This window comes from Pantoea sp. USHLN298, from assembly GCF_037149395.1.
Lineage (GTDB): Bacteria > Pseudomonadota > Gammaproteobacteria > Enterobacterales > Enterobacteriaceae > Pantoea > Pantoea astica.
On sequence record NZ_JBBCRO010000008.1, the window covers coordinates 190,957 to 206,869 of the forward strand.

Below are 15,913 nucleotides of genomic sequence, written 5' to 3' on the forward strand. Positions count from 1 at the left end.
TTCGCCGCTTTACCGTAGTCGCCACCCGCTTCACCCCATAATAAGAAACACTCGCCAGGTCCCGCGTGATGCGGGATCCGGGTCCGCTATACCCTACGTGAGGATCTCCCGATGAGTGAACATCTGCATCTGAGTACCGTGAAAAAAATGAACCGGCGCATCATGCCGTTTATCATGCTGCTCTATCTGATTGCCTATATCGACCGTGCCAATATTTCCGTCGCCGCGCTCCAGATGAATGCCGATCTGGCGATGACCGCCGAGATGTACGGCATCGCCGCCGGTATTTTTTACGTCACCTACATCATCTTCGAAGTGCCGAGTAACGTGCTGCTGACGCGGGTGGGCGCACGGCGCTGGATCGCCCGCATCATGGTGAGCTGGGGCATCATCGCCGCCGGCATGAGCCTGGTCCAGACGCCCACCCAGCTTTATGTGATGCGCTTTCTGCTCGGAGCGGCAGAAGCGGGCTTTACGCCCGGCATTATCTTCTATCTCTCCTGCTGGTATCCGCGCAGCGATCGCGCACGCGCCATGTCGATGTTCTATATCGGTGCGGCGCTGGCGTCGGTGATTGGCCTGCCGCTCTCCGGCAGCCTGCTGAACATGCACGGGATGTTAGGCGTGGAGGGCTGGCGCTGGCTGTTCCTGCTGGAAGGCATTCCCGCTTTCTTCCTTGGGATTGTGACCTGGTTTTATCTCGACGATTCACCGGCCAAAGCACGCTGGCTCTCCGGCGAGCAGCGTAGCTGGCTGCAACAGACCATTGAACGTGACGAGAAACATTCTGCGATTCACCACCATAACTGGCGGGTGGCGCTGAAAAGTGGCCGCGTCTGGGCGCTCAGCCTGCTGTGGCTGTTGCAGGCGTTTGGCACCATCGGCGTCACGCTGTTCCTGCCGCTGATCGTCAAGGGCGTGGCGGAGGAGCGCAGTAACCTGATGGTCAGCCTGCTGTCGGCGGTACCGTTCCTGTTTGCCTGTCTGTTTATGTATTTTAACGGCCGGCATTCCGACAAAACCGGCGAACGCGCGCGCCATCTGGGATTGCCGCTGATTGCCGCGGGCCTGCTTTTGCTGGGCGCGATGGCGGTCTCGCAGCAGTGGCTGGCCTATGGCCTGCTGGTACTGATGGTGGGCCTTAACTGGGCAATCACGCCGGTCTTCTGGGCGGTCACCACCGAAACCATCTCCGGCGTCGCCGGGGCCGCCTCTATCGCCCTGATCAATGCCGTGGCGAACATCGCCGGCCTCGGTTTTCCGCCGATCATGGGCCGCATTAAAGATGCCACCCACAGTTACCATGATGGTTTGCTGATTGTGGCGGGCGCGCTGGTACTGGGTGGCCTGCTGGGTCTGCTGCTGGGACGAAAAAAAACCGTCGAGGGTGAGGAACGGGTAATCAGTGAGGTGAAATCGAAGCTGCATCTTTAGCCCGTTTGGCGTAGCGTGTGGGGCAACATTTTTATCAGGTTGCCCCCATGCGCGAAAAACAGATCACCTTTGCTGCCCGCCAGCATCAGCTTACCAATATCAATGTCTGGACCGCCGACAGCCAGTGGCTGGCGTTTGATCTCCGTCCGTCCGGCGCGTCGTTTACCAGCCAGACCATTGAGCGGGTCAATGTCATGACCGGTGAGGTGGAGGTGCTCTATCAGGCGCAGCACGGTGCGCATGTCGGTGTGGTCACCGTCAGCCCCGATCTGCCGCCGCGCTATGTCTGCATTCACGGGCCGGAACATCCCGACGCCACCTGGCACTATGACTTTCACCATCGGCGTGGGGTGATCGTTCAGAACGGCGAGGCGGTCAACCTGGATGCCTGCGATATCACGCCCCCTTTCACGCCCGGCGCACTGCGCGGCGGATCGCACGTCCATGTCTTCAGTCCGGATGGATCGCGCCTCAGCTTTACCTACAACGATCATGTGATGCATGAATGGGATAGCCATCAGGATTTGCGTAACGTCGGCATTGCTGTGCCGCTGGGCGCGGTCAGGCCGGTGAAGCAGCATCCGCGCGAATATGACGGCAGCTATTTTTGCCTGCTGGTCAGCTCGACCCATCCGCAGCCTCTTCCCGGCAGCGACCAGATTAATCGCGCTTATGAAGAGTGCTGGGTTGGCGATCGCGGTTATCAGAAACCCGACGGCAGCTGGCAGCGCTGGGCCATTGCCTTTATTGGTGACACGCTGAACGCGCAGGGAGAAAAGCGGCCGGAGGTGTTTATTGTCGATCTGCCGGCGGCGCTGGAGGATTACGCCCGGGCGGGCGACGCGCCGCTGGAGGGCAGTGAGCGGCAGCTTCCTGCACCGCCGGCTGGCGTGCAGCAGCGTCGTCTGACGGTCAGCAACGGGTTGGCGCTGCAACCGCGCCACTGGCTGCGCGCCGCGCCGGACGGCAGCCAGATCGCTTTTCTGATGGCGGACCGGCAGCAGGTGATCCAGCTGTGGAGCGTGTCGCCCAACGGCGGCGAACCGCGCCAGATCACCCGGCTGAGCCACAGCATTCAGTCGGCGTTTAGCTGGCACCCCAGCGGTGAGGCGATCGCTTTTGTCTGCGATAACAGCGTGATGCGATGTAAGATCGCCGATGGACAGTGCCAGCGGCTGACCGACAGAACGGAAGCGGCTCCGTCGGGCGACGCAGTGGTCTGGTCACCCGATGGACGTCAGATTGCTTATATGCGAGAGGTAAACGGCTGGCGGCAGCTGTTTACGGTTGCGGCGACGGTGGCTGCATAGTCGGCAGCGGCTGGGCCTGTGCCAGATGTTCCTGGGTATGCGCCAGCTTCTCGCTTTTCAATACCCGTTCACGCGGAGAATCGATCGATCTGTCACTGTCGTTGCGATAGTAGTCCCACGGCAGCAGCAAGGTATCCAGCACAGCGGAGAAAGGCAGATCGATCAGCGCCAGCGGTTTCAGTGCCCAGCTGGTGTCGTCATCCACCAGCAGGTCGGCGCTGGCGCGCGTGCCAGGATAGTAGCCCTGACTGGCACCGGTATGTGACATGACGCTGGAGCAGCCGCTTGCCGCAACGGCGCAGCAGACGACACCCGCCAGCGGTAAAGTTTTCATCAAATTCATTATTATCATCCCTTCAGCCCCGGCAGAAGCCTGACTGAGTTGGCTTGCCAGACAACGTCATCGCTCTGGGGCAATGTCCGTTCTGGTCCGGCAAAGGTAGTCCTGAGTGTATGTCATTTCCTCAATTTGGCGAAAAAAATTGCGTTTTTCCCCCTTGAAATCTGACGTCCGGCACCCATTTTTAGATTACGGACGCACTCACCGTTGCCGCAAGGGACAGTGAGGTGCCGTATACAGCCTGTCCCGTAGTGGAAGGTTGCCAAAACTTGCTGAAACTCAGGAGTCTTAATATGCGTAATTTTGATCTCTCTCCACTTTATCGTTCTGCCATCGGCTTTGACCGCCTGTTTAACCTGCTCGAAGCGAACCAAAACCAGAGCAACGGCGGCTATCCTCCGTACAACGTCGAGTTGGTCGATGAAAACCACTATCGCATCACCATCGCGGTAGCCGGTTTCTCTCAGAGCGAACTGGAGATCACCGCCCACGATAACGTGCTGATCGTGCGGGGCGCCCATCCGGAAGAGCAGACCGAGCGTAAATACCTGTATCAGGGTATCGCCGAACGTAATTTCGAGCGTAAATTCCAGCTGGCCGACCATATCGTGGTACGTGATGCCCGCCTGGAAAACGGTCTGTTAAGCATCGATCTTGAACGCCTGGTCCCGGAAGAAGCGAAACCACGCCGTATTGAGATTCTGAAATAATTGATGAAAAGAATAAACGCCGCGTCAGCGGCGTTTTTTTTGCCTTCAGGATTGGGTTCGCATCGCTAAACGCTGGCCCACTACCCCGCCAAATACGTTCACCAGCAGTCCGAAGATAATCACCGTCGCACCCAGCATCTGCTGTCCCGACAGGTGCTCATCCAGCACCAGCACGGCGGTTACGATCCCCACCACCGGCACCAGCAGCGACAGCGGCGCGACGCGCCAGGTTTCATAGCGGCTGAGTAAATTTCCCCAGATCGCATAGCCCATAATGGTGGCGACAAACGCCAGATAGAATAGCGCCAGCACCGTCTGTAGTCCGATATGCAGCAGGCTGTTGAGGATAGCGCCCTGGCCGTCGAACAGCAGCGAGCAGGCAAAGAAAGGGACGATCGGCACCAGCGCGCTCCACACCACCAGCGACATGATCGGCACCTGGCGGTTGCGCATAATGATCTTGTTGGTGATGTTGCCCAGCCCCCACGACAGCGCCGCCGCCAGCGTCAGCATCATCGTCGTCAGGGTAATGCCAGCGGTGGTCTGGCCCGCCATACCGGCTGTGGCCAGCATAAACATCCCCAGCGTGGCGATAATAATCCCGGCGATGTGATTCCAGCGCAGCTTCTCCGCCAGCAGCAACGCGCCCAGCAGCAGCGTAAAGAACGCCTGCGCCTGCAGCACCAGCGATGCCAGGCCGGCGGGCATTCCCAGCTTAATCGCCAGAAACAGAAACGCGAACTGACCAAAACTGATGGTCATGCCGTAGACCACCAGCCAGCGCAGCGGAATAGGCGGACGGCGCACAAAGAAGATGGCGGGAAACGCCACCAGACTGAAGCGCAGCCCGGCCAGCAAAAAAGGCGGCATCCCCTGTAGTCCCAGCTTAATCACCACAAAATTGACGCCCCACGCCACCACCACGCACAGCGCTAACAGCATATCTTTTACCGACATCAGTTACTCCTTGTGCCGCCTCAGGCGGTGACCGCCACCGGCGTCGCGATATCCACACAGCAGTCGTCACCAACAATGCGAAAATAGTCCTCTACTGCCAGCGCAATCGACTTCTCCAGCGCGCCCGCGTTAAACCACAAGGTCCCGACCTGTTGCAGCCGCGTATCGACCCGCAGCGCCAGCCGGTCATCAAAACTAAACGGCGGCACCGCGCCCATGACGCAGTCGGTCAGCGCCTGCGCCGTCTCCGGCGCGGCGAAGGCGGACTTCTTGCCACCGATAGCGCGCGCCGCGCTTTTAAAATTGATCCGGCAGTCGCCCGGCACAATGGCCAGCAGGTAACGCGCTTCCGCGCCTTCCGGCATGCTGACCTCCAGCACCATCGCTTTGGCCGCCTGATTGAGCGCGTTACCGCGCATCTGACTGATCAGATCGGTCTGACCCACCGCCTCATGCTCCACCACGCGGTAGTTCGCCTGATGCTGATCCAGCAGCGCGATAATTTTTTCAAACGTCGTCATTTCCCTCTCCTTCTCTGGCGCAACCTGAATTAACTCCAGGCGATAGCGTGCTTCATTTTTTTATCGGTCAGGCCGAAAAAGAAGCCCATAGTGATGCGGGTATCGCCTTCAACCCGGTCGATTTCGTGATAAAAGGCGGGGTTAAACAGGTAGATATCGCCGCTGCGTGGCGAGAACTCACAGGTTTCACTGCCCGCGATCACGCCGCTGCGGTAGCCCAGTTCACCAGGCGTTTTGAACTGCTCATCCTCCGGCGACCATTTTTTGTTGTAGATGCGCAGCGCGCCGCCCGCGTTGCACTCCTGCAGGCAGACCACGCAGCTGAGCTGATGCAGGATCTGCGTCACCACCAGACCGCTGCTGGCGGCATCGCGCACGATGTTGTCGTTATGCAGCGGATTCGCCACGCCGTTGGCATGAAAGCGCACGATTGAACCGGCATAGTCACCGCGGCCCGGCTCGTGCGCGGTGCGCAGGCTCTCCAGCCGCAGCGCATGTTGCACCCAGTGGTAGATCTGTTCGCGCAGAACGCTCAGTGACGGCGGCAGCGACGGCTGAATATCGCGCAGTTCCGTAAAATAGTTGTCCGGCGCGGCCGTGTGTTTTGCCAGATAAGGACCCAGCGTCGTCAGCGCGCCGTTGGGATAGTGAGAGACTCGAATCTTCTCCCGGCAGCGCTGGAGATCCGCCACCACCGACTCGCGGACGTCCGGCGTGAGGAAGTTACGCAGCACCAGCAATGGCACCCGTGCCGTCACGATGTCATCCAGCCAGGTCGACTCCACAAACATGTTGGGATTAATCACGCGGAACTGATTGAAAATAGCCATGTTTCTCACTCCCTAAACGGTATTTCATAGAGTTCATGATTGTTCATGCGCCGCCAGTTGCCAGCGCTGCCTGGTATTGCCACCGGTTCAGACGCGATCAGCGTACAATCGTCCTGTTGCCGAAAATGCATCGTGAAATAGTCGGGATACGGCGTATCGTCGGGATGCCACTGCCACGCCCAGGCCTTGTCGCGGGTAACCACAATGGCATTGCCGGCGCTGCCGCCCGGCTCAACCTGCGCCATTTTTGCCCGCAGGTAGTCGCGGGTGAAATCGGCCGGGGTGATCTGATCCACCAGATAGCGCAGATACTCTTCCGAATCGAAGCGTGATTCCGTCAGGCCAAGCTGGCGATAAACCGTCGGCAGGTAGCCGTTGTGCATCATGTACCAGCAATGTTCCGCGCTGTTGCGCCACAGCGGATGAGAAAATTCCAGCCCCTGATTTTTACTCAGCGTCGCGTGGCGCACATGTACCGCCAGAAAGCGGCTGCGCAGCCGATCGACATCAATGCCCGGCAGCGCGTCGGCGAATGCGCCGGTGCCGTGTAGCGTGCGGATCTCGCCCTTCTCCAGCCACAGACAGCCCCAGCCGTTAGGATGTTGTTTAATCGGGCCATCATGAGTGGCGCTCTCGCCGCAGCTCATGGCACGCGCCGCTTCCAGAATCGCCGCGCTATCGAACCGGCCATGCGCCAGAATCATTCTGCACATACAATATTTCTCCCTGCCGCCGCGGGCTGCGCGGCGATCACCTGATGAAAGGCCGCCAGAATCGGCTCACGCGCTGCCGCCGTCAGGCAAAAGGTCGCCAGAATGCCCGCGTGACGGGTCAGATCGGCGTACAGTGACGATCGCGGTGACACCTGCAGCGTCGGCAGCCTGAGGGTCGGCATCAGCTGGCCCTGCTGGTGCTGCTCAATCCAGCGCTCAGCCGCCTGCAACTGCGCCGGCTGCCGCAACCGCAGCTGACCCACCGCCCGCGGCGCGGTGAAGGCAAAGGCCGGTAACACCGCGCCCGCCTCCAGGCCAAAGGTCACCTCTGCCCAGTCGATGCCGGTTGCCTCCTGCACCAGCGTCGCCACGCCCATACCGGAAAGGCGGAAGCCCATCTCCAGAAAGTGCGGAATACCGTTCACCAGAATGAAATCGATATGAAAAGCGCCCTGACGATAGCCAAAGGTTTCACAGCAAAAGGCCATCAGGCTGGTGAACGACGGCGGCAGCGTGGCGGCGGCCAGCGCCACATGCCCCGACTCACAGAAGCTGACGCAGCCGTCGGCGTCACGATGCTGCTCAATCACCTTATGACAGCAGGTCAGCGCCTGCGGATGTCCCTGATGCACCACGCCCTGTAGTGAAAACTCATCGCCCGCTAATCCGCTTTCCACAATAAAACCGCTGAAGCCGCGTCCGCCGTAGTTCATGGTCTGAACCAGCTTGTTCACTACGCTGCACAGCTGCTCAGCCCGCTCAATCAGCCAGATCCCCAGGCCGCCGCCGCCATCCACCGGTTTCACCACACAGGGATAGATCAGCGCCTCTTTCGCATCCAGAATGCTGAGCGGCGAGGCGAAAAAGCGAAACTCCGGCTGCGGAAAGGCGGGCCAGGCTTTTTTCAGCGCCATACGCTGTGCATATTTATCCAGCGGGATAAACGCGGCGGGCGCATCGGGTCCGGCCAGCATTTCCCGGACCCGTCCGGCACTGGCGTTGTAGGCTTCAAAGCCAGCCAGCACCACCTGCGGATGCGACAGCAAACCGGCGTGCAGATAGGCCTGCATCACCTCCCACGGATTTTCCGGCCGATCGAGGCGAACGATCAGATCAAACGGCAGCGTCAGACTCAGCGACTGGTAATCGACAAAGTCACCCATCTCCGCCAGCACGGTAAAATATCCCTCGCGCTTCGCCACCGCACAGTAGGGATTCTGTCCGTCACGGGTCGCGCCAATCTGCAGAAAAATCTTTTTCATCGCCTCGCCTTACCGGACTATCGCCCGGAAATGATTTCGGTCACGGTATCGTTCAGCACACCGTTGTTCACCTGAATCACTGCTTTGTGGGGATCAAAACGCAGTACGCGCGACAGCGGATCGGCGCTTTTGCCGTCCAGCAGCGAACTGACCGGCAGGCTCTGCCAGCAGTGCCGCATCTGCGCCAGCGTCATGCCGGAAAGCCGGGTTAACTGCTGCGCCAGCGCGCTATCGTCGCTGCGGTTCTCCAGCAGATCGCGGATTGCCGCCTCGTCCAGCGTCAGTTGCTGCTGGCTCAGCCAGTGGCCGAGCTGTTGTCCCTGAGCGAGAAACGGCGAGTAAATCATGCAGACCAGCTGCTCTTCACTGAGATCGAACGCCTCGACGGCGAAAGCCGCCGCCCGCTGGCGCTGGCGCTGGATCGCGGCATCATCCTGATAACGCGCCGCCATTTCATCGATTAGCGACGGTGGAAAATCTTTCTGCACCATTAAGCCAAGGGCAAAGCGCACATATTCACGGATGCCTTCGGCGTAATTGCGCTGCAACAGGGTTTCCGCCCGCAGCCCGCGCAGGTGGGCCATCAGGGTCGGGTTACCGCAGTCTGATTCGGAGAAGCTGAACATCAGCTCATCAAAACGGAAGCGCATAAATTCACTGAGCAGCGCCCAGTGCGCGCCCGCTTCATAGGCGGTGTCCTGATAGATATTGAAAAACAGCGGATCGCGCGCCAGCTGATGGGTGATGCGATGCGCCGGTGTCAGTTGATCGGCACCATAGATTCGGCTGCCATAGCGTTCGGCGACGCCATCCAGCGTCTGCAGGAAACCACTGAAACCGCGGCTTTTGTCGGCCACCGGCGCATCAAACAGCCGTGACAGATGCCGCGCCCAGGCCACATAGGCCGCCTGTTCCTGGGGTGAATCGCCAGTGATGATCACATCCACACCCCCGTCGTAATCCGCCGCCAGGCCAAAGGAGTTCACCATGCTGAGGTTGCAGGCGTTACAGAATGTGGAGCGCCCATCCGCGCGAAACCGGTGGCCGTTCATCAGCACATCGCTGCGATTCTGCTGCCGCACGGCATCCGGCATCGGCAGATGCCGGGCAAACGGGCGAATCTGTAAGCCATCCACCACCAGACACTCCGCCAGCGGATCGTCATGCATCGCCAGCGATTGATAAACCCGGTTGATGTTCTCCATCACGCTGTCATTCATCGCCGCATGGCGGTTGGTGCTGACGCGCAGGCGAAAGGTAGTCCCGCGCTGTTGCCAGAGAATGCCCTGGATATAACGAACATAGGCCACCATGTAGCTGCTGTCTTTTCCTCCGCCATAGGCGAGCAGGACACGATTATTTTCAAGCTGCTGCCGATCGGGTAACGCCGCCAGCAGACGAGCAGAACAGCGCTGAGCAGAGTCGATGATGGCGGGCGAAAGGTATGCTTCAATCTCCTTCATCATGGTGGTCAGATTATTCATTTTTCACTTTTTCCTTACGCGAATAGAATCACTCAATGGCCTGAACGTCTGGGATCACAGCGGTCGGCCTGGGCGGATGACGATCACGCTCAGCACACCTCTCAGACGCACGCCAGTCCTGGCGAGAGGTCCGTTTAGCGTCATGAATAATTAAGAGATGCAGCCTAAAGTACTTTGAATGTACTCTGTTGAATATGCACAGATCAGCGCGATATGGGGTGGAACAGATGGCCGAAGTTGTCGGGGAACAGGAGAGTCAGAGCAGCCGTTACCGCCAGATAGCAGAACAGATCAAGCAAGCTATTCATGCCGGTACGCTGGCACCCGACAGCCGTCTGCCGTCGGTGCGGACGCTGGCAACGCAGTATAACGTCAGCCTCACCACCGCCCTGAAAACATTACGTACGCTGGAGGATGAGCGCTACGCCGTGGCCCGGCCTAAATCGGGCTTTTTTGTCGCACCACAGCGCCATCGGCCGCCTCAGTTGCCCGCCGTCAGTGAACAGCCGCGCGCCATCGCCCCGCTTGATGAACAGACTGAACTGCATCTGGCGATGCTCGGTTCCGACTGCCGGGTACGGCTCGATCTGGCCAATGGCGACAGCGCGCTCTATCCGGTGAAGAAGCTCGGCTTACTGATGCGTCAGATGGGCTACAGCAAACCTGCGCTGCTCGGTAACACCGTCAAAGGCACCGGCTATGCGCCGCTAAAAGTGGAGATTGCCCGGCGGGCGGTCGATTACGGCTGCAATATCAGCACTGACGATATCCTGATCACCAACGGCTGCATTGAAGCGATCTCGCTGTCGCTGCGCGCCACCACCCAGCCTGGCGACGTGGTGGCGGTCGAATCGCCCTGCTATTTCGTGCTGTTGCAGATGCTGCATAACCTCAATCTGCGGGTGATCGAAGTCGAAGCCGGGCCGGAAGGCTATGTGAATGTCGCGAAGCTCACCGGACTGTTTCAGCGCAAAGCGGTGCGGGTATTTCTGACCCTGTGCAACATCAATAATCCGCTGGGCAAAAGCATCCCAAACGAGCAGAAAGCCTATATCGCGCGGCAGGCGGATGAAAACGATGTGGTGATCATTGAGGATGATATCTTTGGCGATACCGCTTTTGGCGAACGTCGCCCTTTCCCGATGCGCGCCTTCAGTCCAAACGCCATTCTGTGTAGCGGCTTCTCCAAAACCGTGGCGCCCGGCATCCGCATCGGCTGGGTACACAGCGTTAACTACATGCGCAAAATCGCCTCGCTGAAATATACCTCAACCATGGGCACCTCGGTGCTGTCGCAGGCGGCGGTGGCCGAGCTGCTGCGCAGCGGCGGCTACGACGCACATCTGCGTAAACTGCGGCGTGAGCTGGCGCAGCAAATCAGCGCCATGCGTCAGTCGGTGCTGCGGGAATTTCCGGCGGGAACCCGGGTTTCTGAACCGGAAGGCGGCTATGTGTTATGGGTAGAGATGCCGCCACAGGCGCTGAACGTGCGCGCGCTGTTTCTGAAAGCGCGCAATGCGGGCATCGGCATTGCGCCGGGCCATATTTTTGCCACCGATCAGCGCTACGATCACTGTTTCCGGCTCAACGCCGGTTTTGGCTGGAATGCGGAAGTGGAGCAGGCGATACAACAGCTGGCGCAGTGGTGCCAGCTGTCGTTAACCGGGCCGCAGGATTAGGCGTCGCGCCAGGCGATTTCAACCTCTTCGGCCAGAATCTGCACCGCCCGTTCGATGTTCTCCGCATCCGGCACGTAGTTCATGCGCATACATTGATGGGTGTGCGGCCATTCATGTTCCAGGCCCGGAAAGAAGAAGTGGCCCGGCACCATCAATACGCCGCGCGCTTTGAGCCGCTGGTAGAGCATTTCGGTGCTGATCGGCAGATCGCGGAACCAGAGCCAGAGGAAAATCGCCCCTTCCGGTTTGTGGATCAGGCAGCGCTCTTCCGACAGATAGCGGCGCAGGATAGCGATCGTCTGCTGCACCTTCTGCTGATAAAACGGCTTAATCACCTCTTCCGACAGGCGCAACAGATCGCCCCGGCGGATCATTTCACCGGCAATCGCCGGTCCGATGCTGCCAGGTGCCAGGCTGATGATGCCGTTCATATTGCTCAGCGCGCCGATGGTTTTCTCATCGGCGATGATAATGCCGCAGCGCGCGCCAGGCAGGCCGAGCTTCGACAGGCTCATGCAGAGAATAATGTTGGGATTCCACAGCGGGCGAACCTCACTGAAGATGATGCCGGGAAACGGCACGCCATAAGCGTTATCGATCAGCAGCGGGACGTCATGCTGTTGTGCCAGCGCATCGAGCTGCATCAGCTCATCGTCAGTGATCACGTTGCCGGTCGGATTGGTCGGACGCGACACGCAGATCAGTCCGATATCGTCATTCATCGGCAGATGATCGAAATCGACGTGATATTTAAACTGGCCAGCCGGCAGCAGTTCAATGTTCGGTTTGGCCGACACGAACATCCCCACTTCCAGCCCGGCATCGGCATAGCCGAGATATTCCGGTGCCAGCGGGAACAGCACGCGCTTTTTGCTGCCGTCAGCCCGACGACCAGCGAACAGGTTAAACAGATAGAAGAAGGCGCTCTGGCTGCCGTTGGTCAGCGCAATGTTCTGCGCACTGATGGGCCAGCCCAGCCGATCGCGCAGCAGCTCTGCCAGCGACTCCAGCAGCGTCGCTTTGCCACGCGGGCCATCGTAATTGCAGAGCGCCTCGCTGAGCTTGCCTTCCTCGTGCATCTGCTGCAGCAGTTGCTGAAAGTAGTCGTTCATGGCCGGGATTTGCGCCGGATTGCCGCCACCCAGCATGATGGTGCCGGGCGTGCGCAAGCCCGCGCCCATATCTTCCATCAGACGTGAGATGCCGGAATGTTGGGTAAATTTGTCGCCGAACTGAGAAAAGGACATAGCGGTTAAAAATTTGTGATAGCGAATCGGGGGTCCACCATAACGCCCGCCATCGGCGGGCGCAATGGAAAGGCGCAGGGATTACTTCAGCGCCTGCGGGTTAACACAGTTTTTATCGACCTGACCGCTGAGCGCAGCGATCAGATTATCCACCGCATCCAGCATCATGCCGTAGCGGGTTTCATGCGTGGCGGAACCGATGTGCGGCAGCGTCACCACGTTAGGCAGCGACAGCAGCGGCGAATCAGTGGGCAGCGGCTCTTTCTCGAACACGTCCAGCCCGGCGGCGTGCAGTTTTCCCGCCTGCAGGGCCGCGATCAGTGCGTTTTCATCCACCACCGGTCCGCGTCCGGCGTTGATCAGCACCGCTTCCGGCTTCATCAGGGCGATTTGCTCTGCCCCGATCAGGTGGTGAGTCTGTTCCGTCAGCGGCAGGCTGATGCAGACAAAATCACTCTGTTTCAGCAGCGTCTCCAGCTCACAGCGTTCAGCGCCGAACCGCGACTGCGCCTCCTGATGTTCCCGCCGTGCGTTGTAGAGGATCTTCATGCCAAAACCAAAGTGGGCGCGCTGCGCCAGCGCCATCCCGATGCGACCCATGCCGAGGATACCCAGCGTTTTATGGTGTACATCGATGCCAAAGCGCTCCGGACCGATACTCTTCTGCCAGTTGCCCGCTTTCACCCAGGCATCCAGTTCCGGTACCCGACGTGCGGTGCTCAGCACCAGCGCCATGATGGTATCGGCAACGGTTTCGGTCAGCACGGTCGGCGTATGCATCAGCACGACGTGGCGCTGGTTCAGCGCGTCGACGTCAAAATTGTCATAGCCAACAGAGACGCTGGAGCAGGCGCGCAGTTTTGGCATTTTCGCCAGCAGCTCGCCATTCACTTTTCCTCCTGAGCCCAGCAGACCTTCCGCCTGGGCCAGCGCCTCAGCGTGCTGCTGCTGGCTGGCGGGTGACAGGTCACTGATTTCAGTAATCTCAGCGTGCGCCGCCAGGCGGGCGCGCAGATCATCAGGCAGTTTTTTATACAGAATCACAGCGGGTTTCATTCAGTGGCTCCCGGTCATTAAAACAGTGACGGGCGGCGCTCGGGCCGCCCGGAAGATGAGGGCTAACGTCTGGGCTTACGCTTTCAGGCGTGTTTCGCGCCGTGCAGCGGTGGCGTCGTCTTGTTCTGCGCCGGTTTAACAATCAGTGTCAGCCACACCGACACCAGCAGCGCCGATCCCATAAAGATGTAGGACGCCGACGGGCTGCCGGTGGCACCATTAAGATAGCCGACAATCCACGAACCGATAAACGAGCCGAGCGCACCCATGCTGTTGATCAGCGCCATCGCCCCGCCGGAGACATTGCGCGGCAGCATCTCAGGAATGATGGCGAAGAACGGGCCGTAAGGGGCATACATCGCCGCACCGGCAATCACTAACAGAGTATAAGAGAGCCAGAAGTTGCCCGATCCCAGCAGATAAGAGCCGAGGAACGCCAGCGCGCCGATCAGCAGCAGTGGCCAGACAAACAGCTTACGGTTTTGCGTCTTATCAGAGGCCCACGACACCACCACCATCGCAATGGTCGCGGCCAGATAAGGCACCGCTGACAGCCAGCCCGCTTCGACCATCCCCATCTGGGTGCCGTTACGCAGAATTGACGGCAGCCACAGCACGAAACCGTAAACGCCAATGCTCCAGGCAAAATATTGCAGGCAAAGAATGATCACGTTGCGGTTACGGAACGCTTCGCTGTAGTTACGCACCGCTTTGATGTTGTCCTGCTCTTTCTGCAGTTCCGCCTGCAGTGCAGCTTTCTCGGCATCGCTCATCCAGCGCGCCTGCGCCGGTTTGTCCTGCACCATAAACCACCAGGCGATGGCCCAGACAACGGCCGGAATCCCTTCGAAAATAAACATTTCACGCCAGCCGAAGGATTCGATCAGGTAGCCTGACACCACGGACATCCACAGCACCGTCACCGGGTTACCGAGGATCAGGAAGGTATTGGCGCGGGACCGTTCAGATTTGGTGAACCAGTTACTGATGTAGATCAGCATCGCCGGCATCACCGCCGCCTCAACCACCCCGAGGATAAAGCGGATCGCCGCCAGCATCGGAATGTTGCTGACCACACCGGTCAGCGAGGCACAGCCGCCCCACAGGATCAGGCACCAGAAAATCAGTTTTTTAACGCTGCGGCGTTCGGCATAAATCGCCCCGGGGATCTGGAAGAAGAAGTAGCCGAGGAAGAACAGCGCGCCCAGCAGAGAGGACATGCCTTTAGTAATGCCGAGATCGTCGTTAATTCCCGCCGCCGAGGCAAAGCTGAAATTGGCGCGGTCGAGATAGGCCAGGCTGTAGGTGATAAACACGATGGGCATGATGAACCACCAGCGTTTTGGCGCGATTGTCTGCGTTTTCATCGAGAACTCCTGTGTCAATATGTGAGGCGCGGGCTACGCGTCGCCAAGTTGCTGACGCGTCGGCAGACCTTCGCTGTCGCCAATCACCTGAATCGCCATCGAACCAATTTTGTTACCGCGCTGAATCGCCTGCGGCAGGCTCAGGCCTTCCAGCAGCGCACTGATCACCCCAACGGCAAACCCGTCGCCAGCGCCCACGGTGTCGACCACGTTATCGACTTTAACCGCGGCAACCTGACCTTTTTCGCCTTCAGCGGTTTTATACCAGGCACCGTCACAGCCGGTTTTAATCACCACTGCTTTCACCCCTCTATCGAGGTAGAAATCGGCAATGGCTTCCGGCTGACGATAACCGGTCAGAATCAGCCCCTCTTTTTCGCCCGGCAGCACCCAGTCGGCGTACTCCGCCAGCAGATTAAGCTGCTTACGCATCTCCTCTTCGCTGCGCCACAGCACCGGCCGCAGATTGGGGTCGAAGGAGATCGTTTTCCCGCGCGCGCGCATCTCTTTGGCCGTATGTTTCAGCAGTGCCAGCGAACTGTCGGAGATCGCCGCCGCAACACCGCTAAGATGCAGATGGCGGGCTGAGCCAAAATAGTCCGCGTCGAAATCCTCAACCGACAGATGGCTGGCCGCCGAGCCCTTACGGAAATACTCCACCAGCGGATCGGAGCCGTCATCGACTTTGGATTTAAGCTGGAAGCCGGTCGGATAGCGGTTATCGACCGTCACCTGGCGGTGATCGATACTCTCTTTCTCCAGTTGCTGACAGATAAAACGGCCAAAGGCATCATCGCCAACGCGACTGACCCAGCCCACTTTCAGACCAAGACGCGCCAAGCCGGTCGCCACATTCAGTTCGGCACCCGCTGCGCGTTTAATAAAAGTTTCTGCCGCTGCCAGATCGCCGGTTTCACGGGCGATAAACATCGCCATCGCTTCTCCGATGGTGACAACATCAAGCGGACCGTTGTGATGCGTAGTGTAATGCGTCGTCATCTTC

Annotated in this window: 15 protein-coding genes; 4 read left to right on the forward strand and 11 right to left on the reverse strand. The window is 59.2% G+C overall.

The features are described 5' to 3' along the window. Positions 1–111: 111 nt before the first annotated feature. Both WFK59_RS20060 and WFK59_RS20065 read left to right on the forward strand, forming a co-directional pair. The gene (locus tag WFK59_RS20060; protein ID WP_336757010.1) at positions 112–1,434 is read left to right on the forward strand and encodes an MFS transporter; all 1,323 of its coding nucleotides are present in this window, start codon (positions 112–114) and stop codon (positions 1,432–1,434) included. Positions 1,435–1,481: 47 nt separating this feature from the next. Further along, complete coding sequence (locus WFK59_RS20065) at positions 1,482–2,744, forward strand: DUF3748 domain-containing protein (protein WP_336757011.1); 1,263 nt, start codon at positions 1,482–1,484, stop codon at positions 2,742–2,744. Here WFK59_RS20065 and WFK59_RS20070 read toward each other — a convergent pair. Next, complete coding sequence (locus tag WFK59_RS20070; RefSeq protein WP_233985748.1) at positions 2,716–3,087, reverse strand: YceK/YidQ family lipoprotein; 372 nt, start codon at positions 3,085–3,087, stop codon at positions 2,716–2,718. The two genes, WFK59_RS20065 and WFK59_RS20070, sit on opposite strands and share 29 nt — an antisense overlap. Positions 3,088–3,377: 290 nt before the next feature. Here WFK59_RS20070 and ibpA point away from each other — a divergent pair, with 290 nt between their 5' ends. After that, the gene (ibpA, locus tag WFK59_RS20075; RefSeq protein ID WP_046289498.1) at positions 3,378–3,794 is read left to right on the forward strand and encodes a small heat shock chaperone IbpA; all 417 of its coding nucleotides are present in this window, start codon (positions 3,378–3,380) and stop codon (positions 3,792–3,794) included. A 45-nt stretch (positions 3,795–3,839) separates the two neighbouring features. Here the strand turns inward: ibpA and WFK59_RS20080 are convergent, their stop codons facing one another. The 6 genes from WFK59_RS20080 to WFK59_RS20105 are packed head-to-tail and all read right to left on the reverse strand — an operon-like array spanning position 3,840 to position 9,561. Next, positions 3,840–4,751, reverse strand: a complete 912-nt coding sequence (locus WFK59_RS20080; protein WP_336757013.1) for an EamA family transporter — start codon at positions 4,749–4,751, stop codon at positions 3,840–3,842. A 20-nt stretch (positions 4,752–4,771) separates the two neighbouring features. Continuing rightward, on the reverse strand, positions 4,772–5,272 hold the full coding sequence (locus WFK59_RS20085) for a YbaK/EbsC family protein (RefSeq protein ID WP_233985750.1): 501 nt from the start codon (positions 5,270–5,272) through the stop codon (positions 4,772–4,774). 29 nt (positions 5,273–5,301) lie between these two features. Beyond that, on the reverse strand, positions 5,302–6,102 hold the full coding sequence (locus tag WFK59_RS20090) for a 2OG-Fe(II)-dependent halogenase WelO5 family protein (protein ID WP_336757017.1): 801 nt from the start codon (positions 6,100–6,102) through the stop codon (positions 5,302–5,304). 5 nt (positions 6,103–6,107) lie between these two features. Continuing rightward, the gene (locus WFK59_RS20095; protein ID WP_233985752.1) at positions 6,108–6,815 is read right to left on the reverse strand and encodes a class II glutamine amidotransferase; all 708 of its coding nucleotides are present in this window, start codon (positions 6,813–6,815) and stop codon (positions 6,108–6,110) included. Beyond that, positions 6,803–8,077, reverse strand: coding sequence for an ATP-grasp domain-containing protein (locus WFK59_RS20100; protein WP_336757019.1), 1,275 nt, complete (start codon positions 8,075–8,077; stop codon positions 6,803–6,805). The genes WFK59_RS20095 and WFK59_RS20100 overlap by 13 nt, the downstream gene beginning before the upstream one ends. 17 nt (positions 8,078–8,094) lie before the next feature. Further along, positions 8,095–9,561, reverse strand: coding sequence for a hypothetical protein (locus WFK59_RS20105; RefSeq protein WP_336757020.1), 1,467 nt, complete (start codon positions 9,559–9,561; stop codon positions 8,095–8,097). Between the two features lie 227 nt (positions 9,562–9,788). Here WFK59_RS20105 and WFK59_RS20110 point away from each other — a divergent pair, with 227 nt between their 5' ends. Next, positions 9,789–11,240, forward strand: a complete 1,452-nt coding sequence (locus tag WFK59_RS20110) for an aminotransferase-like domain-containing protein (protein WP_233985755.1) — start codon at positions 9,789–9,791, stop codon at positions 11,238–11,240. Here the strand turns inward: WFK59_RS20110 and WFK59_RS20115 are convergent. The 4 genes from WFK59_RS20115 to WFK59_RS20130 form a co-directional block, all read right to left on the reverse strand. Then, positions 11,237–12,487, reverse strand: coding sequence for a valine--pyruvate transaminase (locus tag WFK59_RS20115; RefSeq protein ID WP_336757021.1), 1,251 nt, complete (start codon positions 12,485–12,487; stop codon positions 11,237–11,239). The two genes, WFK59_RS20110 and WFK59_RS20115, sit on opposite strands and share 4 nt — an antisense overlap. A gap of 81 nt (positions 12,488–12,568) precedes the next feature. After that, positions 12,569–13,543, reverse strand: coding sequence for a glyoxylate/hydroxypyruvate reductase GhrB (gene ghrB / locus WFK59_RS20120; RefSeq protein WP_233985757.1), 975 nt, complete (start codon positions 13,541–13,543; stop codon positions 12,569–12,571). Positions 13,544–13,626: 83 nt separating this feature from the next. Continuing rightward, positions 13,627–14,910, reverse strand: a complete 1,284-nt coding sequence (locus WFK59_RS20125; protein WP_233985758.1) for an MFS transporter — start codon at positions 14,908–14,910, stop codon at positions 13,627–13,629. 33 nt (positions 14,911–14,943) lie between these two features. Beyond that, positions 14,944–15,909, reverse strand: coding sequence for a sugar kinase (locus WFK59_RS20130; RefSeq protein ID WP_336757024.1), 966 nt, complete (start codon positions 15,907–15,909; stop codon positions 14,944–14,946). Positions 15,910–15,913: the final 4 nt, after the last annotated feature.

Excerpts from the sequence above, each read along its gene's own strand:
- WFK59_RS20060 (WP_336757010.1), top strand. The coding sequence starts at position 112 with ATGAGTGAACATCTGCATCTGAGTACCGTGAAAAAAATGAACCGGCGC.
- WFK59_RS20065 (WP_336757011.1), top strand. The coding sequence starts at position 1,482 with ATGCGCGAAAAACAGATCACCTTTGCTGCCCGCCAGCATCAGCTTACC.
- WFK59_RS20070 (WP_233985748.1), bottom strand. The coding sequence starts at position 3,087 with ATGAATTTGATGAAAACTTTACCGCTGGCGGGTGTCGTCTGCTGCGCC.
- ibpA (WP_046289498.1), top strand. The coding sequence starts at position 3,378 with ATGCGTAATTTTGATCTCTCTCCACTTTATCGTTCTGCCATCGGCTTT.
- WFK59_RS20080 (WP_336757013.1), bottom strand. The coding sequence starts at position 4,751 with ATGTCGGTAAAAGATATGCTGTTAGCGCTGTGCGTGGTGGTGGCGTGG.
- WFK59_RS20085 (WP_233985750.1), bottom strand. The coding sequence starts at position 5,272 with ATGACGACGTTTGAAAAAATTATCGCGCTGCTGGATCAGCATCAGGCG.
- WFK59_RS20090 (WP_336757017.1), bottom strand. The coding sequence starts at position 6,102 with ATGGCTATTTTCAATCAGTTCCGCGTGATTAATCCCAACATGTTTGTG.
- WFK59_RS20095 (WP_233985752.1), bottom strand. The coding sequence starts at position 6,815 with ATGTGCAGAATGATTCTGGCGCATGGCCGGTTCGATAGCGCGGCGATT.
- WFK59_RS20100 (WP_336757019.1), bottom strand. The coding sequence starts at position 8,077 with ATGAAAAAGATTTTTCTGCAGATTGGCGCGACCCGTGACGGACAGAAT.
- WFK59_RS20105 (WP_336757020.1), bottom strand. The coding sequence starts at position 9,561 with ATGAATAATCTGACCACCATGATGAAGGAGATTGAAGCATACCTTTCG.
- WFK59_RS20110 (WP_233985755.1), top strand. The coding sequence starts at position 9,789 with ATGGCCGAAGTTGTCGGGGAACAGGAGAGTCAGAGCAGCCGTTACCGC.
- WFK59_RS20115 (WP_336757021.1), bottom strand. The coding sequence starts at position 12,487 with ATGTCCTTTTCTCAGTTCGGCGACAAATTTACCCAACATTCCGGCATC.
- ghrB (WP_233985757.1), bottom strand. The coding sequence starts at position 13,543 with ATGAAACCCGCTGTGATTCTGTATAAAAAACTGCCTGATGATCTGCGC.
- WFK59_RS20125 (WP_233985758.1), bottom strand. The coding sequence starts at position 14,910 with ATGAAAACGCAGACAATCGCGCCAAAACGCTGGTGGTTCATCATGCCC.
- WFK59_RS20130 (WP_336757024.1), bottom strand. The coding sequence starts at position 15,909 with ATGACGACGCATTACACTACGCATCACAACGGTCCGCTTGATGTTGTC.